Annotated in this window: 19 protein-coding genes; 10 read left to right on the top strand and 9 right to left on the bottom strand. The window is 40.3% G+C overall.

Annotated features, from left to right (window positions below; all coding sequences use genetic code 11):
- Positions 1–14: 14 nt before the first annotated feature.
- The 5 genes from recN to dnaN form a co-directional block, all read right to left on the bottom strand.
- Positions 15–1,694, bottom strand: coding sequence for a DNA repair protein RecN (gene recN, locus E0E16_RS05190; protein WP_130829368.1), 1,680 nt, complete (start codon positions 1,692–1,694; stop codon positions 15–17).
- A 10-nt stretch (positions 1,695–1,704) separates the two neighbouring features.
- Complete coding sequence (gene porD / locus E0E16_RS05185) at positions 1,705–2,601, bottom strand: type IX secretion system protein PorD (RefSeq protein WP_446676318.1); 897 nt, start codon at positions 2,599–2,601, stop codon at positions 1,705–1,707.
- On the bottom strand, positions 2,567–3,766 hold the full coding sequence (gene coaBC / locus E0E16_RS05180; RefSeq protein ID WP_130829367.1) for a bifunctional phosphopantothenoylcysteine decarboxylase/phosphopantothenate--cysteine ligase CoaBC: 1,200 nt from the start codon (positions 3,764–3,766) through the stop codon (positions 2,567–2,569). Before coaBC ends, porD begins: the two co-directional genes overlap by 35 nt.
- A gap of 3 nt (positions 3,767–3,769) precedes the next feature.
- Positions 3,770–4,624, bottom strand: coding sequence for a 3'-5' exonuclease (locus E0E16_RS05175; protein ID WP_130829366.1), 855 nt, complete (start codon positions 4,622–4,624; stop codon positions 3,770–3,772).
- A 64-nt stretch (positions 4,625–4,688) separates the two neighbouring features.
- Positions 4,689–5,813: a DNA polymerase III subunit beta gene (gene dnaN / locus E0E16_RS05170; protein ID WP_130829365.1), complete on the bottom strand. Its 1,125-nt coding sequence runs from the start codon at positions 5,811–5,813 to the stop codon at positions 4,689–4,691.
- A gap of 208 nt (positions 5,814–6,021) precedes the next feature.
- Here dnaN and E0E16_RS05165 point away from each other — a divergent pair, with 208 nt between their 5' ends.
- From E0E16_RS05165 to E0E16_RS05145, 5 genes are all read left to right on the top strand, one after another.
- Positions 6,022–6,435 carry a DUF3127 domain-containing protein gene (locus E0E16_RS05165; RefSeq protein WP_130829364.1) on the top strand — a complete coding sequence of 138 codons (414 nt, stop codon included), beginning with the start codon at positions 6,022–6,024 and terminating at the stop codon, positions 6,433–6,435.
- A gap of 714 nt (positions 6,436–7,149) precedes the next feature.
- On the top strand, positions 7,150–8,493 hold the full coding sequence (locus E0E16_RS05160; RefSeq protein ID WP_130829363.1) for a hypothetical protein: 1,344 nt from the start codon (positions 7,150–7,152) through the stop codon (positions 8,491–8,493).
- A 46-nt stretch (positions 8,494–8,539) separates the two neighbouring features.
- Positions 8,540–9,724: an imelysin family protein gene (locus E0E16_RS05155; protein WP_130829749.1), complete on the top strand. Its 1,185-nt coding sequence runs from the start codon at positions 8,540–8,542 to the stop codon at positions 9,722–9,724.
- 110 nt (positions 9,725–9,834) lie between these two features.
- Positions 9,835–11,421: a di-heme oxidoredictase family protein gene (locus E0E16_RS05150; protein WP_130829362.1), complete on the top strand. Its 1,587-nt coding sequence runs from the start codon at positions 9,835–9,837 to the stop codon at positions 11,419–11,421.
- Positions 11,422–11,555: 134 nt separating this feature from the next.
- The gene (locus E0E16_RS05145; RefSeq protein WP_240048085.1) at positions 11,556–13,706 is read left to right on the top strand and encodes a cytochrome c biogenesis protein CcsA; all 2,151 of its coding nucleotides are present in this window, start codon (positions 11,556–11,558) and stop codon (positions 13,704–13,706) included.
- 847 nt (positions 13,707–14,553) lie between these two features.
- On the opposite strand, the gene E0E16_RS05135 is transcribed toward E0E16_RS05145, so the two are convergent.
- Complete coding sequence (locus tag E0E16_RS05135; RefSeq protein ID WP_130829746.1) at positions 14,554–16,161, bottom strand: OmpP1/FadL family transporter; 1,608 nt, start codon at positions 16,159–16,161, stop codon at positions 14,554–14,556.
- A gap of 43 nt (positions 16,162–16,204) precedes the next feature.
- Entirely contained in the window at positions 16,205–17,152 is a 948-nt protein-coding gene (locus tag E0E16_RS05130) for a hypothetical protein (protein WP_255418115.1), read from the bottom strand.
- Between the two features lie 161 nt (positions 17,153–17,313).
- Here E0E16_RS05130 and prmA point away from each other — a divergent pair, with 161 nt between their 5' ends.
- Positions 17,314–18,183: a 50S ribosomal protein L11 methyltransferase gene (gene prmA, locus E0E16_RS05125; RefSeq protein ID WP_130829361.1), complete on the top strand. Its 870-nt coding sequence runs from the start codon at positions 17,314–17,316 to the stop codon at positions 18,181–18,183.
- On the opposite strand, the gene E0E16_RS05120 is transcribed toward prmA, so the two are convergent.
- Both E0E16_RS05120 and E0E16_RS05115 read right to left on the bottom strand, forming a co-directional pair.
- On the bottom strand, positions 18,116–18,937 hold the full coding sequence (locus E0E16_RS05120; protein WP_376744090.1) for a glycoside hydrolase family 25 protein: 822 nt from the start codon (positions 18,935–18,937) through the stop codon (positions 18,116–18,118). The genes prmA and E0E16_RS05120 overlap by 68 nt on opposite strands.
- Positions 18,938–19,037: 100 nt before the next feature.
- The gene (locus E0E16_RS05115) at positions 19,038–20,693 is read right to left on the bottom strand and encodes a diphosphate--fructose-6-phosphate 1-phosphotransferase (RefSeq protein WP_130829357.1); all 1,656 of its coding nucleotides are present in this window, start codon (positions 20,691–20,693) and stop codon (positions 19,038–19,040) included.
- Between the two features lie 195 nt (positions 20,694–20,888).
- Between E0E16_RS05115 and E0E16_RS05110 the strand changes: the two genes are divergently transcribed.
- The 4 genes from E0E16_RS05110 to E0E16_RS05095 are packed head-to-tail and all read left to right on the top strand — an operon-like array spanning position 20,889 to position 24,649.
- Positions 20,889–21,161: a hypothetical protein gene (locus E0E16_RS05110; protein ID WP_130829355.1), complete on the top strand. Its 273-nt coding sequence runs from the start codon at positions 20,889–20,891 to the stop codon at positions 21,159–21,161.
- A gap of 4 nt (positions 21,162–21,165) precedes the next feature.
- The gene (locus tag E0E16_RS05105) at positions 21,166–21,720 is read left to right on the top strand and encodes a 1-acyl-sn-glycerol-3-phosphate acyltransferase (RefSeq protein ID WP_130829353.1); all 555 of its coding nucleotides are present in this window, start codon (positions 21,166–21,168) and stop codon (positions 21,718–21,720) included.
- A gap of 2 nt (positions 21,721–21,722) precedes the next feature.
- On the top strand, positions 21,723–24,308 hold the full coding sequence (locus tag E0E16_RS05100) for a golvesin C-terminal-like domain-containing protein (protein ID WP_130829350.1): 2,586 nt from the start codon (positions 21,723–21,725) through the stop codon (positions 24,306–24,308).
- Positions 24,309–24,337: 29 nt separating this feature from the next.
- Positions 24,338–24,649 carry a DUF8442 family protein gene (locus tag E0E16_RS05095; protein WP_130829348.1) on the top strand — a complete coding sequence of 104 codons (312 nt, stop codon included), beginning with the start codon at positions 24,338–24,340 and terminating at the stop codon, positions 24,647–24,649.
- Positions 24,650–24,676 lie beyond the last annotated feature (27 nt).

The following is a 24,676-nucleotide window of genomic DNA, read 5'->3' as shown; positions in this document are numbered from 1 at the left end:
AATGTTGTTCTATATTAATTTATTTTCTCTCTTATACTATATTCCAATAATTCTTTCGCGTTGCGTAAAGCTGCTTCGCTGATGTCAGATCCGGAAAGCATTTGAGCTATTTCCGTGATGCGTTCCTCTTGGGTTAGCTCCCTTAGATGGCTGGTTGTTCCCATTTCCGTGTCTTTTTTTTCTACTTTGTAATGACTCGTCCCCATTGCGGCGATTTGTGGCAAATGAGTAATGGAGATTACTTGTCTGTCATGTTTTCCCATTTCCTGCATGGTAAGTGCCATTTGCTGTGCTATCTTGCCACTTACGCCGGTATCAATTTCGTCGAAGATGATGGTTGGAAGTTGAAGAGCTCCCGTTATCATCGCTTTCATCGATAGCATGACGCGCGCGATTTCTCCGCCTGAAGCTACATGGGCAACAGGTTGTAGCGGACTATTCTTATTGGCAGAGAAAAGAAACTCTATGGCGTCGGTTCCATTGTCGCTCATTGGCTTTTCATGAATATCAATGCAGAACCTAATATTAGGAATACCCATTGGAATAAGTTTCTTTTTCAATTCCCCTTCTATCAGTTTAGCTGCTTTTTGTCTTGTTGCTGTTAATAGCTTAGCTTGTTTCCTACAGTCGTTTCGCTTTTGCTCAACTTCCATTTCGAGTTCCCTAATATCTTCCGAACTATTATCGATGCTGTTTAGTTGTATTTTTAAATCGTTTTTAGTATTGATTAGCTCTTTCAAAGTTTCTACATGGAACTTTTGTTCAAGGTGATAGATGCTGTCCAACCGCTGGTTTATTTTATCCAATTCCATTGGATTAAAATCTATATCCTCTTTATTTGTTCCAATTTCACTGCCGATATCTTGTAATTCAATGTAGGCAGACTCTAATCGCTCTGCCAAGTCTTTGTTTTTTGGAAAAACGGAAATGATATTTTGCATTGCTTCGGAAGCTTTTTTCAACATGTCTATGACACCCGTGTCTTCATTATTAAGTGCATTGTCTGCCTCATATAATGCACTCTTTATTTCCTCCGCATGTGAGAGGGCTCTGCTTTCTATTTCCAAACTTTCTTGTTCTCCTTCTTGCAAATTAGCGTTATCGAGTTCATCAAATTGAAACCTGATGAAGTCTTCGTTCTCTTTGCGCTCTCGGATATCATTTTTCAGTTGTTCCAACTTTTTCTCCGATGAAATATAAGTACTGTACATGACTTGATATTTTTTCAGTTTTGCGGTGTTCTGTGCCATGGTATCTATGACGTTCAGTTGGAAGTCTTGTTTTTGCAGGAGTAGATTTTGGTGTTGTGAGTGGATGTCAACTAGTTGCTCGCCCAATATTTTCATTTGCGATAAGGAAACCGGTGTGTCATTAATAAATGCTCTTGACTTCCCCTTATCGGTGAGTTCTCTTCGTAAGAGTGTTTCTTTAGGTTCAAAATCGATATTGTTCTCATTAAAAAAAATCTCAAAATCGTATTTCTCTATATCGAATAATGCCTCTATGATACATTTCTTTTCCCCTTGCTTGATTTGTTTGCTGTCGGCTCTATTGCCTAACAGCAGTCCTATGGCTCCTAAAATGATGCTTTTTCCGGCTCCCGTCTCACCGCTGATGACGGAAAAGCCCGAATGGAAGTCAATGTCCAACTTATCGATTAACGCAAAGTTTTTTATGTAAAGATGCTTGAGCATGATCGTTTTCTTATTTTTTTATTTTCTCCCAAGTAGCGTTCTGGCTGGCGTTGATGCCGAAAAGAATTTCATAAACTGCTTCTTTCTCTTTTTGTGTACCTTTCCCGAAATAGATTTGTGCTAATTCTTCTTTCTTATAATCTGTCCATATTTGTGTGAGCAGACTCATGGGGCGTCCTTCATGGGCTTTCTTTAAGTCGTTTTCCAGCGTTGTTGTAATGTTTGTCCTGCCTCGTTCCACGCTGTTTGCCATCTCGTCAAGTCCCATCCTGTAATAATTGTATTGAAGTTGTCTGAAAGGTTTTAGAGCCTCATCAAGATAGTCGTTGATGAAAGCGAATCGGTTGTGAGGATTCTCAAAAGCTTTCCACCCCGTGAAATTAAGATTTTGTGCGTTATTGGTTAAGTTCAAACATCTTCTGAGTATATCCTCACCGCCCATCGGTGAGAAAGAATCAAGGTCCATTCCGATGATGAGATAAGCATAATATGCAAAGAGAGCCGTCAGCTGATTGTCGATATTTTCCTCATTAAATTCCAACTGATCGAATTGTGCGAACTCAAAGTTAAAATCTCCATCTTGATTATTATATAAGGTGGTTGTATAAGCAGAGTTATATACCGGTCTGTTGGCTTGTATCAGAGCCGTGCAGCTGAAAGCGTTGCTGCTTGGGTCATATTTAGTAACCGTGATGTTAAAATTGCAAATGATGCGTTCGTTTTTTTGAAACTTCAAGTTGGTCCATTGGCGTTCGTTTACAAACTGTTCCAATGTTTGTTGAAGGTTTTCAAATATAGAAGCATCAGTGCCTTGTATCTGGTTATGGTTGATTTTTATTTTTGCCTGCAATTCCTGTGCAAGAGTATTATGACTATAAGATAGCAGACAATTCATCAACAATATCATGAGCCACTTGCATCTTCTTTTTTTTCTCATACTTCTTTTTCCCTTTCCTTGAGATGATTGTGATTTGATTTTCATCAGATTGGAATGTTGTTCCCGGAATTTTAGTTGAATTCAAGACGATGAAGTCAGCATTCTTTCTTTCCAGTTTTTCCTTTGCGTGCACTTCTTCATCGTTTGTTTCAAGTGCGAAAGCTACGAGTTTTTGGTCATCTCTCTTCTGCCGTCCAAGTGTGGCAGCAATATCTTGAGTTGGCTCAAGGTCAATGTGTAAACCCTCTTTCCCACGTTTTATTTTATGGTTGGATACAATTTGTGGCTTGAAATCGGCAACTGCCGCACAAAGAATTGCTGCGTCTGTCATGGGGAAAGCTGTGAGGCATGCCTCGAACATCTGTTGGCAGCTTTCCACGTTGATGCGCTTGATGGATGGGGAACAATCCAAATGTACGGGACCTGTTATGAGTGTTACTTCAGCACCTCTTCTCCGGCACTCTTCTGCTAAGGCAAACCCCATTTTTCCGGACGAGTAATTTCCTATAAAACGAACAGGGTCTATCTTCTCGTAAGTGGGACCGGCTGTAATCAGTATTTTTTTTTCAGAGAAGTCTTTGTTTGTTCTTTCTTCTCGAAAGAAATCTTCCAAAGCCTTAACGATTTTTTCCGGTTCTTCCATGCGTCCTTTTCCTTCCAGTCCGCTTGCCAAGAATCCTCTTCCGGGTTCGATGATATGGTTGCCTCTTTTTTGCAACGTTTGTAAATTTTCTTGCGTAGAGGGATGTCTGAACATATCAAGATCCATAGCCGGAGCGATAAATACCGGTGCTTTCATGGAGAGATAAGTGGTAACGAGCATGTTATCGGCTATGCCATTACACAATTTTCCAATAGTCGATGCTGTACACGGAGCTATCAGCATGGCATCTGCCCATAGTCCAAGATTGACATGTGAATGCCACGTGCCGTCACGTTGTGAAAAGAAATCGCTGATAACCGGTTTATGTGTTAGCGCGGAAAGCGTTATGGGGGTGATGAACTCCTTTCCCGCAGGCGTGATGACAACTTGCACTTCGGCACCTTTTTTTATGAGTTGGCGAATGATCAAACAACTTTTATATGCCGCAATCGATCCGGTAATCCCCAAAACTATTTTCTTTCCTTCCAGCATATCTTATTTGTTTTGAAGTTCTCGAAGGCGGATGCGTGTCAATACTTGCTTTGTGTTGTAGGTGAAGTCGTTGGCAAGCATCCAACTATAATAGCCGGGGTCTTTGCGAAGAACTTCTGCAACGTCCCAACCTTTATACTTCCCGAAATTAAAAACCTCGTGACGTTGTGGTTTGTTTTGCTTATCAAGGAGAACATTACCGTCTTTGTCAGTTATGTCTTTCCAAATAATCCTTCCGGCAAAATCCACAAATTCGTTCATTCGGGAAAACTCTGCCAGCTCATTCATGTCATTCTGTAATATTCGTTCCGGGTCGGTTTGTTTTTTGGGTGAATACATTTCAATTTGTCCTTGCAGCACTTTCCAAGTTGCCTCGGTGTCCTCGTCAGCTTGATGGGCGCGAAAATCTTCTTCCATCTTCCTACCGCAGTAGAATTCATAGGCAGCGGCTAAGTTTCTTCGTTCCATCTTGTGAAAGATGTTTTGTGCATCGATGAGTTTAGATTTTGAGAAGTCGAAATTTACACCTGCACGCAGAAACTCTTCAGCCAGCATAGGTACATCAAAGCGATTGGAATTGAAGCCCGCGAAGTCGCATCCCATGAACTTAGAAGCCAGCTCGGCGGCTTTTTCCTTGAAAGTTGGCGCATCTGCCACTCGTTCGTTTGAGATACCTGTTAATTGTTCCACCTCTGTGGGAATTTCTTTTTCCGGGTTAATAAAAATATTTTCTCGTTCTTCTTTTCCGTCCGTATGTACCTTTATATATGAAATTTGTATGATACGGTCTTTAACAAGGTCAAGCCCCGTTGTCTCGAGATCGAAGACAATCAGGGGCTTCGTAAGGTTTAATCGCATTTCTAACTTTTTTTAAATGATTTTCGACAGCAAGTTTTATGTATCTGCCCAATTCTGCCTGAGTTTAATCATTTAGCAGCATGGGCATGATGAGCATGAGAATGTTCTCATTTTCCGGGCACTCGCTTGGAATGATAATTCCTGCTCGTGATGGGTCGGCAAGTTGAATATTAACGTCATCGCCGGAGAGATTGTTCAATATTTCAATCATGCTTGACCCTTTGAAGCCTATGTTCATGGGGTTGCCGACGTAATCGCAGATGATGCTCTCCTTGGCATTGGTTGCGAAATCTATATCTTCTGCGTTGAGGTCTAATTGTCCGTTGTTGATGTGGAAGCGTATCAATTGTGAAGAGTCGCTTGCGAAGGGTAAGACACGTCTGATGGCACCGAGAAGGGATTTGCGATCAATCGCAATTTGATAGGGATTGTTGTTCGGAATAACGCTGTTGTAATTGGGATAGGTGCCTTCGATGAGACGGCAAGTGAGATTACCGTCAGCGTAAGAAAATTCGGCGGACCGTGTATCGAAGCGGATAACTACATCACCACCATCCTTTGTTAATACATTTTTCAGCAAATTAGCGGGTTTCTTTGGAAGAATGAACGATGCCGGTGCTTCGCTTTTTATGGAGGTGATAGTGTTGCGTACCAATTTATGTCCGTCAGTGGCCACAATCGCCAGCGCATCGGGTGTAAGGTCGAAGAAAATACCGTTCATCACCGGCCTCAACTCGTCTTGTGCCGTAGCGAAGATAGTGCGCGTAATGTCTTCCGAGAGTATTTCGGAGTCAATGACTATGCTTGTGGCATCCTCTGCCACGGGCTGTGCTTTAGGATATTCTTCCGCATTGAGTATGGGAAAATTGCATGAACCGTTCTGATAGGTAATATAAATCTTGAACTCCTCGAAATTTACGTCCACGTTCAAGGGTTGTTCCGGAAGTTCTTTTACAGCGTTTAAGATGGTTTGGTTTTTTACAGCAAATGCGCCTTCTCCCTCAGAACTGTCAAGGTTTAAGGTGGATTGCATCACGTTCTCGCTGTCCGAGGCTGTGATTTTGAGTTGTCCATCTTGTACGTTAAAAAGAAAGCATTCCAAAATCGCGAGTGAATTTTTGCTGTTAATAACACGCGAAAGTGTCAACAATCTACTGCCCAATGCAGTACTTGAAATTGTAAATCTCATGAGCGTCCTATGTATTTTAGTTATTATTCATTCTGTTACAGAAAGCCTTACACCCGGATGGTCGTAAAACTTTCTCTTTTATTCTACAAAAATACAAAAAACACACCGAAAAACAAAAATTAAGAATAAAAGTTTTTGTTTTTAGAACTTTTTTTAGTAATTTCGCATTCGGAATAAACATTAAAATATAAATATTACTTCAGAATATATGGAATTACAAGGAAGAGTCATCGCCGTATTGGAAGCTCGTGAGGGAACTTCGGCACGTGGTCCGTGGAAATCACAGGAGTATGTAATTGAAACACATGATCAATTTCCTCGCAAGATGGTATTCAACATCTTTGGTGCAGAAAGGATTGATCAGTTTGGAATCAAGGCCGGTGAAGAGATAATCGTGAGTTTCGATATTGACGCACATGAATATCAGGGGCGTTGGTACAATAATATCCGTGCTTGGAATATTCAGCGAATAGATGCTGCTGCCGTTCAAGCCGCTGCTCCTATAGCCGCCGCTACACCAACTCAATCTCAGCCCTCCGGCAACCCGGCAACCACTGCCGGCAATCAGGATCCGTTCCCACCGGCAACGGAATCATCTGCCGATGATGATTTACCTTTCTGACAAAGGTCGATAAAGTTTTATATCCCTCTTCTGATTAAATTGTAGGAAGGGGGATTTTTCTTTTCCATGAGCCCATGTTGAAGAAGTTAAGTTGTTAAGTGGGTATTCAAAATTAAACGTATATACCTTTCTTAGTTTTTTGATTTCACTTTACCACAATCTCTTCGTCTTTTTTCTTCATTCTTCAGCCTTTCAACGGTCGAATAGCTCATTACGCTCCCTTTTCAAGTCAAAAGGCTGATTGAAAATCAAACGAAAATATTGTTGCAATTATTTTTGAACACCTATTTATTAAATAAATAAGGTGTAAAGGAATGTCATGCGGTTTGTAAATTTGCTAAAACATTTTTTACCACTCATTGGTAATCCTCTTACCACTCATTGGTAATCCCCTTACCGCTCATTGGTAATCCTCTTACCACTCACTGGTAATTCTCTTAACAAGGAACTATGGTTTTTGAGTGCTCAGACGATTTTGAATTATTGTTTATTCCAACGGTTAGCAGAAATCAGTGGGACAAAGTGTTTTTTTACCTGATGTTTGGTTGGTTTTTAGCAGAATACTAATAATAAATGGGGATATGAACCCTTGAAAATATGTTTTTATTTCTTTATATTTGATAAATTTACCCACATTTGGGTATTGTTCCGGTAGCGCAAAACCTCTAATTTTGCAACAAAATCAGAAGTAATTAAACTAAGAAAAAAAACAAAATGAAACGTCTATTAATCATTGTCTCGATCGGAGCTTTTCTCCTGACGAATTGTCCTTGTAAGATGAAGGCGCAGAGCGATTCTCTCAGCAGTTCGAAGTTAGATAAAAGCGCGGTCAGAGGTAAATGTGATAAGTGTGCCTCTCGTAAAAAAAGCAAGTTTACGCTTGGTGGTTACGGAGAGGCAGTAACGAGTCGTCTATTCTATTCAGATAATATCAATCGCTATAGTAAAGCGGAAAGGTATAAAGATGCCAAGAGTAGGGGACAGACCGATTTGCCACATGTGGTGCTGATGTTAGGTTATGACTTTGGTAAAGGTTGGTCGATGAATTCAGAAATAGAGTTTGAGCATGGCGGAACGGAGAGTGCCATGGAAATGGAGGATGAAGAATTTGGCGAATGGGAAGGTGAGATAGAGCGAGGAGGAGAAGTTGCGTTGGAGCAATTCTGGATTCAGAAGTCATTTTGCCCCGAACTGAATATTCGTGTGGGCCATGACATTGTGCCCATAGGTTATACCAACGCACATCATACACCCAACGAGTTCTTTACGGTCTATCGACCTGAAGGTGAAAGTCAGATCCTTCCCTGCACATGGCATCAGACCGGAATTTCGGTCTGGGGACGTTGGAAGTTTTTGCGTTATCAGCTTATGTTCCTTCCGGGTTTGAACTCATTGATGTTTAGCAAAGACCAATGGATAAAGAATGGTGCTGCCAGTGCGTTTGAGTTTACGCCGTCCAACAAATATGCCACAGCTGTCCGTTTTGATTTCTATCCCATTCGGGGATTACGTTTGGGTTTGAGTGGTTATTATGGACAATCGTTCAATAATACGCTGCAGAGTGATGAACGTGGTAAATATAAAGACGTGAAAGGCACCGTTGTTATTGGGTCGTTCGATTTTAATTATCAAGGTCATGGCTGGCGCGTTCTCGGAAACTTTGACTATGGTCATCTTGGAGATGCCGATATCATTTCCATCTACAATCGTTCGCAGAGTTCGTCTTCGCCTTACAAACGTACACTTGTGGGCGATCGGGCTCATGCTGCCGGCATACAAGTGGGATACGATGTACTGAACTTGTTCCCTATGCTGCGCGACAAGAAGCAGAAACTTTACTGCTTTGGAGCCTATGAGCACTATGATGCTTATCATCCGGTGAAAGGAAACAGTGATTATGAATGGACCGATCGACAGCGTATGGCATTCGGTATTAACTATTTCCCCATGAAGGAATTACAAGTCAAGGCTGAATTCAGTAAGCGTTTTCTCAAAAAGCAATTCAACGATGAACCGAGTGTTTCCATAGGCATTGCTTATGCAGGTTTCTTCTTGTAAGATATATCTTTAACTAACCATTTATACATAATAAATAAAAATGAGAATGAAAAAAGTTTTTAATTATGCTTTCTTGGCATTTCTTGCGTTATCTCTTTCAACAACATTTGTCTCTTGTAGCGATGAAAATGAAGATAAACCGTTGTCGCAGTCGGAAGAGCGCGATAAGGCTTATAATGAAATTGCTGATGCCTTCGTGAATAATACAGTGGTTCCCACTTATGAGCAAATGGCGCTGAAGGCTTCCGCCTTAGTGGAAGATCTGAAAACCTATCGGAAAAATCCGACACAAGACAATCTCAACAAAGCTTGTGAGGATTTTCTCCTCTCACGTCAATGGTGGGAACGCAGTGAGGCTTTCCTTTTTGGTGCAGCTTCTGATTTTGGTATTGATCCGCATATCGACTCATGGCCTCTCGACCTTCCGGCTTTGCAAAAATATCTTGCTACCGCAACGAATATCGAGGATCTCAATGGCGAAGACTTTGATATCGCTGCACGCACGAAACTCGGTCAGGAATTATTGGGTTATCATGGTGTGGAATACATACTATTTGATGAGGGGAAGCCTCGTATCGCAGGTTCTATAGAAGATAAGTATTTGGTTTATGCTATTGCCGTTGCAGGCGATTTGCGAAACAGCTGCTGGCAACTCTTGACCTCATGGGCAGGTAAGGAATATGCGTCAAAGCTCGATGCAGATTTGGTGAGACACATCATAGAAGATGTAGAACTGTCTGTTACCGTAGGGGGAAAAGATTTGTCGTATGGAGAGAATATCCTCATGGCAGGCAAACCCGGTTCTATCTATAGGTCTTGGGTAAACGCTCTACAATCCATCGTGTCAGGATGCAACGATATTTGCGATGAGGTGGGTACTTCAAAAATAGGCTCCGCACATACCGGTCAAGATATATCCTATATTGAGTCTCCATATAGCAGGATGTCGATCGAGGATTTCCATAACAATATTATTTCCGTAGAAAATGTTTACTATGGCGGTATTGAGGGCAAGCGTGGCAAAGCTTCCATGCACAACTATATGGCTAAGAATAACAAGGCTATGGATATGGAAGTGGTGAATGCCATCAAGGAAGCAAAGGATGCCATCAAGGGCATGAAAGCTCCTTTTGTTGAAAATTATAAGGATGCCAGCTGCGAGAAAGCCATGGATGCTTGTAAAGCTTTAGATGAGACGCTCAGTAAACTCAAGAGCGCACTGGAAAAATAAGTGAATGAGGTTTCTAAGAACTCTTCACTCAATAGGTTGAATTTATCAGGTGGGTTGTTCATATCATGATGATGACCCACCTTTAAAAAAGTATAGCTATGAAAAAAAGAATGAAGAAGAGTACATCGTTTCTCTTTTTGATCACCATGACAATGATGTGGGGTAGTCTTGCCGCATGTCATGATGATGTGAATTTGCCTAAACCCAATCCGGGTGAAAAAACAGAGTTGGCAGACGAGTGGTATGCCGGTGGAAAACTCGGCACAACTTTCAATGCGACTGCCAGTGCATACGAAGATCCGACTCCTGCCATAGAGGAAGCCGGATTAGAGTATCAATTTAAGATGGGTGAGTACTTCTTTGAACGTCCGTACAACTCCAGCACTCGTCCGTTCAATGGGCGAGGTCCGCTCTATTCGCGTCCCTCCTGCGAGAGTTGTCATTGTGGCTATGGTCATGGTTGGCGCATTACCCGGTTTGATCCCAAGCAATGGGGCAATTCCACAGAACTTGAGATATGTAATTCTGATGGAGACTTGCTGTCGTTTTTCAGTCCAAAATTTCAGGGCATGCCTCCTTTCAAATCTTATCTTGACCCGGCAAAGGTTAAAATCACATGGAAAGAGTACGTCGATGATTGGGGTAATGCTTTTCCAGATGGTGAGCATTATAGTCTGATTTATCCGGAGGTGGAAATACCAGAGGATGGTTACTATGTGAAACCTTCACATAATGGCAAACCGGTTGATGTAAAAGACATTACGATACGTTTAAAAAATGCCATTCCTTTCTTTGGCAATGGTCTTATTGGTGCCATTGATGACGACAGTTTGCTGCTTCAGTGGAAACGCGAAGAGGCGCACGTCCCACTCGACCCAACTCGGTTTAAGAATGGTCAGTGGGCAGCAATCGATCCCATAACGAAGCTTCCTTTCCGCTTTGGACATTTCCTTGACTTAAGTACTTTTACATGGGATGTGCAACATTGGGCTAATTTTAATGTAACTCGTAAGGGGCATACCAGCATCAATGTAACGAAGGAGTATGCGCTTACTGCCAGCAAGGATCCTGAAGTGCAAAAAGTTTTTTATAAATATTATCCAGAATGGAAAAAGACGGGTAATCCTGAGAAAGACATTTATAATTATTTTATGAGCGATGACCACCCCATTGAAATGAAGGATGGAGATTACCTGAATTATATGGTTTGGCTTCGCGGACTTGCGGTTCCAGCAGCTCGCAATTTGGATGACCCTGCTGTTCAGAGAGGTAAGCAGCTCTTTACGGAGATTGGATGCGCAACTTGCCATCGTCCAATGTGGATAACAGGAAACGACTTGTTCAAATATCCGGGTGATCTTAATTTTACTCCCAACGATGCTCGCTTGCCACATTATCCGAAACAAAAGATATGGCCTTATACTGATTTAGTGTCTCATCGTTTGTACATGAAGAATGATGTGCGAAAAGGATGGATACGCACACCGCCCCTTTGGGGAAAAGGACTGATGAAAGTCTGCACGGGACATGATGATCGTCTTTACGATGCTCGCGCACGTAATGTCATAGAGGCTATTATGTGGCATGGCTGCTCTCGTGAAGGCGGTGTGTCTCACGCACGTTGGACCACTAAGAAATTCCGTGAATTAAAAAAGGAAGACCGACAGGCCATTGTGAAATTCATAGAATCCATATAATACTTGTCAGTCAGTCCATCTGTTGAATTCACGTAGATAATATGATTTCTAACCATCGAATAAGAAAAACATTGACTTACCTTTCTTTTGGGCTGTTAGTCTTGATTGTCTTAGTCTTGACTACAGCCTCTTTCGTGGAGAAAGTAGTCGATACGGAAACGGCTCATCATTGGTTTTATGGCTCCTTGCCTTTCATTGTCCTCTGGCTGCTACTCGCGATAGTGGCATTGGTAGCCATGCTTGGAGCTTGGAACATGATGCGCCGTCCGGCTCTGCTTTTATTTCATTGTTCTTTTGCTTTCATTCTTTTGGGTGCGGGACTTACCCACTTCTTTGGGACACAGGGCGATATGTATCTCTATCGCGGACAACCCGTTTCTTCCTTCACCACCTCAGATGGTAAGCGAGAGCCACTTCCCTTTACCGTAAGGTTGCGAAAGTTTGAAATTGTTTATTTTCCCGGCACACAGTCGCCTATGGATTTTGTAAGCAGAGTTAGTTTCGATGGAGATGGCGAACAGCAAGTGTCCATGAACCACATAGCGCAGAACCAGCATTATCGGTTTTATCAGAGTGGCTACGACTTGGAACGCGAGGGGGTGCATCTCTCGGTGGCACACGATCCTTGGGGCATCTTCGTTACCTATATTGGCTATGCATTATTGCTTTGTGGCATTCTTGCATTGCTCCTTCACCCGAAAGAGGGCTTTCGTCATGCGTGGCGTAACGTGATGAAATACAGTAATAGTTGGATGATTGTGTTAGCTCTGCTATTATCTCTTCCTTTGCGAGCTAACGACAAGTCGCTTCCGAAAACTTTGCCAACGACACAAGCAGAACGTTTCGGTAATCTTTATGTTTATCATAATGGACGTATATGCCCCATGCAGACGTTGGCAAGAGATTTCACCACCAAACTCTACGGACACGACCGTTATAAGGGTTACAGTGCTGTTCAAGTACTCGTGGGATGGATGCTCTATCCCACTGATTGGGTGAATCAATCCATGATTAAAGTGAGTGGGCACAAAGTGAGAGAGGCGTTGGATGCCAAAGGAACTTATGTATCTTGGCGCGACTATATGGATGACACCAATCAATTCAAGTTGACATCGTTGGTGGAGGAGTTGAACCGTGGCGTGCTGAAGGGAAATGAAGCCAATGACGTCTCGGCAGCCTATGAGAAATATAATATTATAGCCTCGTTGATGTCGGGCAGTGCTGTCAGGATGTTTCCCATCAGTACAAATGGCACTTTGAATTGGGTGGCGCAGGGCGACCGGCTGCCGGAGACTCTTCCACACGATGAGTGGCTCTTTATCAAGCGTTCCACTGACTATATCATGGAATTGGCATTAACGAACGATTATGCCGGTTTGGATGAAGTGCTCGACAAAATAAGACTTTATCAACAGAAAAAGGGTGGTGCATATTTGCCTTCTGCCACTCGTTTTAGAGCCGAACAACTCTATAATTCCTTACAATACTCCCTGCCGTTGGCGGTGTTCCTTGTTTTGCTCGGAGTGGTTTATTATGTTCTTGTGGTTCGGAGCTGGTTGAACAATCATCCTATGTCTTCCCTTGTTCGGCATTGTGGACGCTGGCTTCTACTCTTGGCAACTGTGTTTTTGTCCACTGTGATTGTTCTTCGCGGCTATTCCGGTGGGTATATGCCACTCTCCAATGGTTATGAAACCATGCAGTTTATGGCTTTTTGCGTGTTGCTCATCGCCCTGCTGCTGTGTCGTCGCCTATCTCTCTTTATGCCTTTTGGATTTCTGATGGGTGGTTTGGCTCTGATGGTGTCAATGATGGGAGAGAATAATCCACAGATTACCACACTCATGCCTGTATTGGCATCGCCATTGTTGAGCTTTCACGTGGCAATCATTATGTTTGCTTATTCGTTGTTAGCCTTTTTGTTTTTCAATGGTATTACGGCTTTGGTGTTGTGGCATACAGAAAATGGAGTTCGGCTTGCCGATCGATTGTCCGACCTTAGTCGCCTGATTCTCTACCCGGCTGTATTCCTGCTTGCCTTGGGAATATTTATCGGTGCAGTATGGGCTAATGTTTCATGGGGACGCTATTGGGGCTGGGATCCTAAAGAAACTTGGGCATTGATAGCCATGATGGTTTATTCGGTAAGCTTTCATAGGGCTTCTCTTCCAGCTTTTCGTCGTTCCATCTTCTTCCATCTCTATTTGGTGCTGGCTTTTTTGACAGTATTGATGACTTATTTCGGCGTAAACTTCTTATTGGGAGGGCTTCACAGCTACGCATAGTGGTATGGATACATGCCGGTAGGTCTGTTTATTCAGATAATCGCTCCCTCGGGTGAATGTTTTCTCCACTGTGCCAACTTTCTTTTCTCTTCTTCTTTGTGATTTAATAAGGGCTAAGCTGCTTTCCGCTACCGTCCAAAGAAATTAGAAACTATTTTAGTTATACTGTCATTAGAAATATTCAATTATATGAGTTTGTTATTCTGCAATTTACTAACTAAAAGCCATGCGCTATGAACTTTATATATCAAGACCTGCGCCTAATAGGGTAGGCGAGAGCCAAGCATATTCTCTTTATTTAGCCGGGGCATTGAAAACGCGAAAATCCTTCCCGGCGATATGGGAAATGTTCAATAATGTCCTAAATTTTCTTCATTCATCCATCCAAAGCTTAGCTTTTGCTTTCCAAAAGGTAAGTTTTTACAATGCAAAAGGTCATGAATTGGAGTACAAAAGCCAAGCTTTTAAACTGCAATCAATATCGTCTTGATTATCAATAGATTATGAAGCGTGTTCCTGAAACGGTTTTTGTAATATAATTTCGTGGTGATTAGGACGCCATTGGGAAAAGATAAAAAGTTTTCTCACTGGCATACAACACTGAGAAATCTTAATGACCAATTTGGGTTTAATGCAACCTTGAGTGCGGGCTAATAAAATTATTTAGGAAAATTCATATAATTCCCTGTGTGTAAGGGTATAAATAACATATCACACTGACAAACAATTAGTTGGAAATTTACAAAATATCCCTACTAAAAAAATGTAAGCTACAAAACATACTTGATACACGGTTGTTTTGTAGCTTACACTTGATATATTTTTTATTCCTAATCTTTTCCGCTGTTTAGAAATGATAGCCTACTGTCATGAGCAATTGACTTCTGTCATTTTGCACCTTGGTCATTGTTGGCACATTCGCATAGGTTTGCCCGCCATCATTTACAGACATCGCCGAGAATGGATAGAACTCGCCCTTTTGAGTGCTATATTGGTAAGCTAAATCAACACTGAACTTATCAACTATATAGCCAAGTCCTATAGTAAAACGATTCGTTGATTTCCAATTGGTAAAGTCTGTTGCAGAAGCATAACTACTTCCATACGACATCAAACCGGAATCTTTTTGAGCTGAAGACGAATATTTTGGACCCACATAATTGTAACCAAAACGAACAGCTAAGTTGTCTATTGGTTTAACCTCTGCTCCCAACTTAAGAGTGCTGACCCCTTTAAGGGCTTTTTCAGTGTGGTTATTCATAAATTGGTCTGCTGAAGTGGATTGATATAAATCACCATAGTAATAGTCAATATAAGAGTCGTCGTTTATTCTCGTATTTATCGCACTATAATCCTCATATTCATAAGTTAGTCCAAAAGCAAAATAGTTATCAATGGTATGTCCGAGAGAAACACCAAACTTCCATGGTGTCCATATCTTAAAGTCATAGGAGTTTGTAATAGAGCCTTTGTCATATGTTCCTCCCTCGGTGGAATTATTTGCGATATTCGTATAATTTTCCGTAGTTAAATCGAACCAAGTTGGGGTTTTTACATAGACACCAATACGAAATGGAGAATTTTGCATTGGACGAACTATAATTCCGGCAGTTACATCAAAGCCACTACCTGTAATTCGTCTATTATCGGCTAAAGTTACACTTCCCCCTCCGTTAGATAACAATTCGTGGTATTCGCTGTACCCCTTGTAATGCACATCCTTAACGCCAAATGTTATTCCAAGGAAGACCTTGTCATGTATATTTCCACTGATGTTGAAATCGTAGTTGGATATGTATCCGGTATTACTTCTGTCAAATTGATAAGCATCGGCATCATAAGTATAAAACTTTCCATCTTTAGCATCCGGAATCATCGTGTTCCAATAGAGATAATCTACCGTGCTATAGGTCAAAGCCGTATATGTACTTTTATCATCGACATATCCGAAATATTCTCCTTGTTTATTTTGTCCAACCGAGAAACCGCCACTTGCTTCGTTTCCTATCAATCCTTTCAGATAAGACTGTCTGTTCTGTGAACTTCCATTAAGACTGTTGGCGGCATTAAGAATGAAATTGAAATTTTTACCTTTATGATAATTGAAACCAAAATTTAAGTAAGAATCTTTTCTCGTGCGAGTGGAGTACACAAAACCAGCCTGATCGAAACTTGCATTTGTTTTATTCCCATTCGCGAACTCATTACCCTTTCCTTGTATTATCAGTCCACCACTGATACTGGCGTTACTATGGCGAAACAATCCGATACCCGCCGGATTTGATCCCATTGTGGAAATATCAGCTCCTAAAGCTTCTAATGCACCACCCATTCCAACATAACGCGCCGTTCCATTAAGATCTTCGCCTGAAATACGGGCATTCTCATAAGTTTCTTGTGCTATTGCCGGCAATGAAACCAAAGAGGCTGCCAGCAAAAAATGTTGTATTCTCATATTCATCAGTTGTAATTCATTATTAAAGTGTTATTTTTCCGTTTTATCGACGTCCGCCAAAACGTCCACCTCCAGTTCGAGTTCCGCTTCCGCCGCCTCTCGATCCACCAAAGTTACCGCCGCCAATTGACGAGCGAGTTCCATTGCCAAAGCTGTTGTTACGATTTGGAGTGAATTGTCTGTTGTTGTTGAGAGAGTTATTATTTCTCGAACCATTAAACCTCACGTTGCCATCATTTCTCGTACCTCCAAATCGATTTGAACGAACTGTCGTGTTTCCAAAAGTAACTCTTCCATTATCGTTTCTATTTATATTGCCACGATAACCTGTCGTACTTCTGTTAAAAACTCGCCCATTTGCCCAATGGTTCGCCGTACCGGTATGACCATATACTCTTCCATAATATCGGGGTGTCCACCATCCGTACGAATAAGGATACCATCCATAAGAATAATAGGGCCATCCCCAGCGGTAATAACCATATCTCCAAGGAGAATACCATCCATAATAGCGATACCATCCGTAATCATTCCATGGTCCATAGTAGTAATCATCATACCAAGGATTCCAACCCCACCATGTGTCATAATAGAATGAACCTCTATACCTCCATGGGTAATAATCCCAACCATCATCGAAGCGATTCATTTGTTGGCTATAAGCAAAATCGCTTTCACCATTATCGAAAAGCCGTTCTACCTGATAAATAGTGTCTCGTTTAGCATCGTTCATGTCAAACAAAACAATGTCATTCCCAAGAGAGTCCTTGCCTATTTTCTGATATGAACTATGAAAATGTCCTCTACGGTTGTAGTCTGCGTCCGACTTATTAATTCCGGCATAATAAGTGGAGGGTTCTGTCTTCACGATAGAGTGCTGAAAATCGGATTTATCCTTAGCAGGTACAAAGTATAAGTCGTCCTGTGCCCATGTAGCCAATGGCATTACAAGTGTTAGGATTGATAAAATAAAAATTTTTTTCATTGCCATATCCTTATTTTTATTTCTTGTTAAATTCAATATTGGTATTACCTAATTTATTTGACACAAAAATACATTAACTTTTAGTGCAAATATACGGAATTTCCCTAATAAAAGATAGGTTTTTCCCTATTTTTTGTAAATTTGCATTGACTTTTCAATACAATGTAATGAACTATATAGAAATAAAATTTTATTTATCGCCAGATTCCTCCACCGCTCGCGATTTATTAACGGCAATCGCAGGAGAAACCGGCTGTGAATCTTTCATAGAGAATAATGGTGCAGTAATTGCCTATTGTCAAGAAGAAAACTTTGATGAATTGATATTAAATAAAGCGTTAGCCGATTTTCCCCTACCTAATACAAAAATTTCTTTCACCACTTCAAAAGTTGAGGACAGGAACTGGAATGAAGAATGGGAACAAAATAATTTCAAACCAATTATTATAGAGCATAAATGTTTGATTTGTAATACTAAAGATGTACTACAAGCTAAGAAATCAGCCTTAAACGACAATTCTCATCCACTGATTATCGAAATTAATCCTTGCAAAGCCTTTGGAACAGGTACGCATGAAACTACTCAGATGATAGTTAGCCAACTATTTAATATGGATTTGAAAGGAAAGAGTGTATTGGATTGTGGTTGTGGAACCGGTATATTGGGTATAGTTGCTTCAAAGTTGGGAGCGAGGAAAGTATGTGCCTACGATGTAGATTCGTGGAGTGTCAAGAACACCATTGATAACATGAAGCAGAACGATGTTACACTTAAAGTTTTAGAAGGTAATAAGCATGTTATCAATAAGTTTGAAACAAACTTTGATGTAATCCTTGCCAATATCAACCGAAACATTGTATTAGACGATATGGATAGTTTGGCAGCGGTTTTGAATAAGGATGGTTTCTTAATATTGAGTGGTTTCTACACGGAAGATAATGAACTAATTCTTGATAAAGCCAAATCGCTCAATCTGAGACTGTGTCTTCAAAAAGAGGAACATCGCTGGTGCTGTCTTGTACTTCAACCGGCATAGGCTTCTGTATTAACATTTTTATCAAGTCATAATAGCTACCGTTATAAATATTCAAGTCCACGTACCCTTTTATACCCGGTAAGCGACCGGCATCAGTGTGTTGCCAAAATTTCCATGCGCCCTGATATTCCATCTTATCCACATAATAATGTGCTATCCAATATGGATAATCATCAAAACGAGAATCGGAAAGATATTTATCCTTAAACTTATAATAGGTATATATGATTGGTTTGACGTGATATTTATCCTCAACGATATGAAGCCATGTCAGGATATTCTGTTGAAAGTCTTCGGTAGATAAATCTGTAGGTTTTGTTTCCACATCAAGCACCGGTGGCAAATCTCCGGGAACAAGTGGAGCCATTGCAAGAAAAAAATAAGCTTGCCTGCGAGGGGAAGACTGGTTGCTCCAAAAATGATATACTCCGCGAATAAGACCAGCTTCTTTTGAATTAAAAAAGTTCTCGCGAAATTTAGCGTCCAAATGGCTATCGCCTTCTGTAGCCTTTAAGAATACGAACCTAATGGGGTAGGTATCGATTATCGCATTTCTAAGCCGATTCCAATTCACGTCCCCCTGATAATGACTAATATCAATACCATGAATCTCATATCCATCCGGATAATCCGGGTCTCCGTATATTGCTCTCCATCGAAATGCGGTGGGTGAAACAAACAAAAGATAAAAAGCGAGTGAATAAAATATAGAGAAAGATATTCCTAATGCCCACCACATCCATGAATACTTCATTTGCAGTTTCCGAATGATTTGACAGATGGTTTTAGGAATATCCATTTATTATGCTACCGTATCTTTGACAATAAGTTGGAATTTCATGTTTAAAATTCAACTATTCGTTTTTATTGCTTCCTTTTTCAAGAGCTAATGTTTTCGTTGTTCTGTCGCAAACTTCTTTTGGTCCCCAATATTGAATTGGACCGGGGTATATATACGATGATTCCTTAGCCCATTTCTCTCGATTTAGGACAAAAGTTTGGAAAGGTGCTCCTTGCAAATCAACAAGAGCCTTACGAATTACGGGTTTCATTTCTCCATTACGCCTTTCCATATTCATCATCATAGTGATAGGTACTCCACCGGCAATCCATTCTTCTGTGGGGGCGGTGGTATTTTTCACAATTGCCATATATCCCGTTTTTCCATTGGCTATAAGCTGAACAGCTGTTGTACCGAGGGAATAACAATAGTTTGCGTCAAAATTGGACGGAGCGGCACAACGCCCCTCATAACCTAAGAAGTGATGAATGGTGGAAAATTTACCCACATATTTTCCCGTTTTTACCCATTCTTTTAGTTTTGCTTCAACCATAACCGAAAGCAGTTTCTCGGTTTCTATCAAAGAGACTTGTACATTTCCGTGTGGATCACGCTCAAGAGCCAACTGATGAGCTACTTCCAAGGGCAGTGTTTCGAATGTTGCTCTATTAGTTTCAGATAGATGAGTTGTAATATATTCCTTCTGAGATAAATCGTCGAGGTTTTTATATTCTTCTCCATGCGTAGCCAACAAATCACTCAATTCTTGAATGAGCCGATAAACTGCGGGAATGAATTCAAGCAGCCCTTCAGGAACAAGAACAACACCATAATTCTTACCCTCCTTAGCTCTATTGGCAACGATGGTCGCAATATACTCTACGACATCATTCAAAGTTTTATCTTTAGCCTTAATTTCTTCTGAGATTAAACATATGTTCGGGTGTGTCTGCAAGGCACATTCCAATGCTATATGCGAAGCTGAACGTCCCATTAACTTAATAAAATGCCAATATTTACGAGCAGAATTACAATCCCGAGCAATATTTCCTATCATTTCAGAGTAAGTCTTTGTTGCAGTATCGAATCCGAAAGAAGTTTCAATTTGATCATTTTTCAAATCTCCATCAATCGTTTTCGGACATCCAATGACCTGAACTCCATATTTTTTTGCGGCATAGTATTCAGCCAAAACACAAGCGTTTGTATTAGAGTCATCGCCACCTATTATTACAATTGCCTTTATATCCAACTGCCTAATGATTTCCAAACTTTTTTCAAATTGGTCAATTTTTTCCAGTTTTGTTCTTCCGGAGCCAATAAGATCAAAACCTCCTGTGTTTCTATAATTTTGAATAAGTTCAGTGGTTATTTCAATATAATTATGATCAACTAATCCACCCGGTCCCATAAGGAAGCCATAGAGGCGACTATTTGGATTTAACTTCTTCAATTCATCGAAAATACCTGAGATAACATTGTGTCCACCCGGTGCCTGTCCACCGGACAGAATAACCCCAACATTGAAATTTGGCGTTTCTTTTGAAATAGTCGGTTCAAATTCTACGATAGGTAATCCGTAAGTATTGGGGAATAATTTCTTTATATCCTCATGATCATCAGCACTTTGAGTGGGATTTCCTTCTTTAATACTAACCGCACTCTGAAGAGCTTTTGGCAACATGGGCTGATATTTTGCCCTTTCTTTTTGCAACGAGCTTGTTTCCATACGTTAAAAGTTTGAAATTCATTTATACAATCTTTCGTGAATGCAAATGTACTGTTTTTACATGATAAATATGCAGAAAAAATCATTTTTAATAGTAATGGTTTTATTTTTTTTCAATTGATTCTTTCTTTTCTCTTTTTTTGTTTATCTTTGAACATTAAAATCATTTGACTAACTTCATAATTCATATATAAAATGAGTAACAAAAGAGATTTAAAACGAACTATCAATTATATCTGTGGCGATTTATTCGCGGAAGCATTAGCGGCTTCGCTATATGGCTCGAATGTAAATAAAGAAGATGTAGAAGCACTTTTAACGTCTATCTTAATTCTGCGTAATAATTACATAAGCCGGGTATCACACATAGAGCCGGGCATGAAATCCAAACTTTATTTTAATGACTTAAAGTACAAATTTAATGAAGAAGTAAGCGAAATCATCGACCAAATCACAAACTTAGGATAAATCAATGCTGAGTAATTTTTTCTCATGGATTTTATATAGGGTAATGGGCTGGAAAAAAGAAGTAAGCATCAGTTATCCAACTAAATTTATCATCTGTTTAGCTCCTCATACGAGCAATTGGGACTTTGTCATTGGACAATTATTCAGCCACGCTGAAGGATTAAACAGCAATTTCTTAATGAAGAAAGAATGGTTCTTTTGGCCTTTAAGAACTCTTTTTAAAAAAATGGGAGGAATACCGGTATATAGAGAGAAACATACGAGTATGACCGATATCATGGCAGAAGTAGCACGACAGTCAGACACTTTCCAGTTATGTATTACGCCCGAGGGAACAAGATCCTTGAATCCAGAATGGAAGAAAGGTTTTTATTACATAGCCCAAAAAGCTGAAATACCTATTCTCTTATTTGGGGTGGATTACAAAAAGAAGATGATTAATTGCACAAAGTCGATAATTCCATCAGGAGACATAAAAAAAGACATGAGGGAAATAAAATTATACTTTAAGGACTTTCACGGCAAGATACCAGAGAACTTTACTATTGGAGATATCTGATAATGAAAAGACTATTCTTATTTTCTTTCTTCGTCATACTGTCTATTTTGCCTTGTGTTGCGCAAAGCAACCAAATTTCATGGGGAAAATTTGAATATAAAGGTAAGCCGTGGGTGGAGAATGTTTCAAAGCCAAATAGAATCTCCGAAGGATTAAATGGGCGACACATCTCCGTGTGGGCCTCACACGGAAGATATTATGACTCTCAAAAACAAATATGGAAATGGCAACGTCCAAATTTATTCTGCACCACTGAGGATTTATTCACCCAGTCCATTGTTATTCCATATCTCATGCCAATGCTTGAAAATGCCGGTGCCGTTGTGATATCGCCTCGTGAGCGAGATTGGCAAAAGCATGAAATAATTGTTGATAATGACAGTGGAAAACCTTACTATTTTGAGGTGAATGAAAAACACAAGTGGGAAGGCTCCACTGAATTAGGATTTGCAGCTCATGGAGGGAATTACTTTGATGGAGAAAATCCCTTCATTGCAGGTACTATACGTCAAATCAAAACAACAAGGCGCAAGAACAAATTAAGCTATGCGTTCTATCAGCCATTTATCCCTGCGGATGGGAAATATGCAGTTTATGTCAGTTATAGAACTTTAAAACATAGTGTTGATGATGCCGAATATATTGTCTGCCATAAAGGACAAGAAACCAAAATTAAGGTAAATCAAAAAATGGGTGGAGGCACATGGGTGTACCTTGGTACATTCGATTTTGACAAAGGAAATAATATCTACAACCGCGTCATCATTTCCAATCATAGTAAAAGAAACGGAATAGTTACTACTGATGCTGTACGCATAGGTGGAGGAATGGGGAACATACTTCGAGGAGGAACCACCAGTGGCGTTCCAAAAGCTTTGGAAGGAGCAAGATATTTCACGCAATGGGCAGGTGCACCACGCAATATTGTGAGCAAAAGCAATGGTGCTAACGATTATAATGACGATATCAACAGCCGTTCATTATATATTAATTGGTTGGCGGGAGGCTCTGACTATGTTCCAAATAAGTATGGATTAAGAGTTCCCATAGAATTATCGCTGGCTATTCATAGCGATGCAGGGGTTAAGAAGGATGGAACTACGGTAGGAACGCTTGGAATATGTACCACAAAGAGCGGAAACCCAAGACTTGGGACAGGTCTTTCGCGGAACGCTTCGAAGATATTTGCCGAACAACTTGTCGCCAACATAAAAACAGACATTGAAAAAACGTTCTATAAGGCTTGGAATATTCGTAATGTAATCGATCAAAATTATAGTGAAACCAGATTGCCGGAAGTCCCATCCGCTATACTTGAAACAATGTCCCATCAAAATTTTAATGATATGCGAATGGGACAAGATCCGAATTTCAAATTCACCCTCGCTCGTTCCATCTATAAAACAATTCTAAGATACACCTCTCAATTACATGGTACGCATTATACGGTGCAGCCGCTTACACCGAACAATTTTAAAATAGAATTTACATCAAAAAATAAAGTAAAACTGAGTTGGAAAGCTGTTAGCGATATCACAGAGCCATCGGCGAAATCCACATCTTACAATGTTTATATAGCCACAGGAACGAGTGGTTTTGACAATGGAACAAATATAAAGAAAAATTCATATAAACTGAAATTGGAGCCGGGAGTTTTATATCATTTTCGAATAACGGCATGCAATCAGGGTGGCGAAAGTTTTCCAACAGAAGTTTTATCGGCATACAATGCCGGGAACGAGAAACAAACCATACTCATTATCAATGGCTTTCACCGTTTGTCATCACCTGCAATTATTGATACGGAAACTGAACAAGGATTTGACATGGATTCTGATCCCGGCATAAGCTATGGTCCCACGATGGGTTGGTGTGGCAAACAAAGCAACTTTGATAAATCACAATTCGGCAAAGAAGGAACAGATGCACTTGGTTTCAGCGGAGATGAGTTGGCAGGGAAATTATTGACGGGTAATAATTTCAATCACATAACAACCCATGCTGATGCCATTGCAGCATTAAATCAATACAATATTGTAAGTTGTTCCTCTGAAGCTGTAGAAAATGGATGGATAGATATTAATAAATATGCTTTGGCGGATTTAGCTTTGGGATTGGAAAAAGACGATGGACATAGCTTGTTCTACTATAAGGCGATTAAACCTCAAATGCAAAAGAAATTATCTGATTATTTGAAGAATAAAGGAAAAATATTTATTAATGGTGCCTATTTTGCTTCCGACGCTTATAGCGATTCAGAAAGGAAATGGCTGGCACGCTATCTCAAAATTCAGTTTGGAGGTGTGAATAGAAATGGGAGCAGCTCACAAGTTGTAGGACTTAACACCAATTTCGATATTTACAGATTTCTGAATGAGAATCATTATGGTGCCTATTCACCCGACATCATTTTGCCCATAAGCCCAGCTTTCTGCGCCATGAAATATTCCGATAACACCGGAGCTGCCGTGGCCTATAAAGGAACTGATTACAACTTGTTCGCGATGTCATTCCCATTTGAATGTATCAAAGACAAGAATCAGCGATTAAGAATTATGAAGGGGATTATCACCTTTTTAATGAATTAAGAGAGTAAAACCATAACAATAGATGTTTTATGTATAAAATACAAACAAACGCTTCAGGAACGAGGCACATTGACATTAATGAGAAACATTTAGAAACCATTAGACACTATTCTCTTTTTGCCAATCTTATAGATTCAAGTGGAGTTATCAATGAGGATATGCTTGACAGACTCAGGCTTAAAACAAGAGGATTGTTGGAGTCGGATATCTCCAAAGACAATTCCCTGTTAGACCTATGTCTTGATGTTATTTACAATCCTAACATGAAGGCTTTGGGATTAAAAAACCTTCTTACCCTGTTCCACGAATGGGAATTAACAAATAAAGAAGTGAAAGAATAATCTCATCCTTAGCAGTAAATCCAATAA

Source organism: Prevotella rectalis (genome assembly GCF_900607215.1).
GTDB classification, from domain to species: domain Bacteria; phylum Bacteroidota; class Bacteroidia; order Bacteroidales; family Bacteroidaceae; genus Prevotella; species Prevotella brunnea.
Note: the sequence above shows the minus strand (reverse complement) of the source record. Positions and strands in the feature narration are given on the sequence as shown.

Bases quoted from the DNA above. Each gene is read 5' to 3' on its own strand.
- recN (WP_130829368.1), bottom strand. From the start codon at position 1,694: ATGCTCAAGCATCTTTACATAAAAAACTTTGCGTTAATCGATAAGTTG.
- porD (WP_446676318.1), bottom strand. From the start codon at position 2,601: ATGATATTGTTGATGAATTGTCTGCTATCTTATAGTCATAATACTCTT.
- coaBC (WP_130829367.1), bottom strand. From the start codon at position 3,766: ATGCTGGAAGGAAAGAAAATAGTTTTGGGGATTACCGGATCGATTGCG.
- E0E16_RS05175 (WP_130829366.1), bottom strand. From the start codon at position 4,624: ATGCGATTAAACCTTACGAAGCCCCTGATTGTCTTCGATCTCGAGACA.
- dnaN (WP_130829365.1), bottom strand. From the start codon at position 5,813: ATGAGATTTACAATTTCAAGTACTGCATTGGGCAGTAGATTGTTGACA.
- E0E16_RS05165 (WP_130829364.1), top strand. From the start codon at position 6,022: ATGGAATTACAAGGAAGAGTCATCGCCGTATTGGAAGCTCGTGAGGGA.
- E0E16_RS05160 (WP_130829363.1), top strand. From the start codon at position 7,150: ATGAAACGTCTATTAATCATTGTCTCGATCGGAGCTTTTCTCCTGACG.
- E0E16_RS05155 (WP_130829749.1), top strand. From the start codon at position 8,540: ATGAAAAAAGTTTTTAATTATGCTTTCTTGGCATTTCTTGCGTTATCT.
- E0E16_RS05150 (WP_130829362.1), top strand. From the start codon at position 9,835: ATGAAGAAGAGTACATCGTTTCTCTTTTTGATCACCATGACAATGATG.
- E0E16_RS05135 (WP_130829746.1), bottom strand. From the start codon at position 16,161: ATGAGAATACAACATTTTTTGCTGGCAGCCTCTTTGGTTTCATTGCCG.
- E0E16_RS05130 (WP_255418115.1), bottom strand. From the start codon at position 17,152: ATGGCAATGAAAAAAATTTTTATTTTATCAATCCTAACACTTGTAATG.
- prmA (WP_130829361.1), top strand. From the start codon at position 17,314: ATGAACTATATAGAAATAAAATTTTATTTATCGCCAGATTCCTCCACC.
- E0E16_RS05120 (WP_376744090.1), bottom strand. From the start codon at position 18,937: ATGAAGTATTCATGGATGTGGTGGGCATTAGGAATATCTTTCTCTATA.
- E0E16_RS05115 (WP_130829357.1), bottom strand. From the start codon at position 20,693: ATGGAAACAAGCTCGTTGCAAAAAGAAAGGGCAAAATATCAGCCCATG.
- E0E16_RS05110 (WP_130829355.1), top strand. From the start codon at position 20,889: ATGAGTAACAAAAGAGATTTAAAACGAACTATCAATTATATCTGTGGC.
- E0E16_RS05105 (WP_130829353.1), top strand. From the start codon at position 21,166: ATGCTGAGTAATTTTTTCTCATGGATTTTATATAGGGTAATGGGCTGG.
- E0E16_RS05100 (WP_130829350.1), top strand. From the start codon at position 21,723: ATGAAAAGACTATTCTTATTTTCTTTCTTCGTCATACTGTCTATTTTG.
- E0E16_RS05095 (WP_130829348.1), top strand. From the start codon at position 24,338: ATGTATAAAATACAAACAAACGCTTCAGGAACGAGGCACATTGACATT.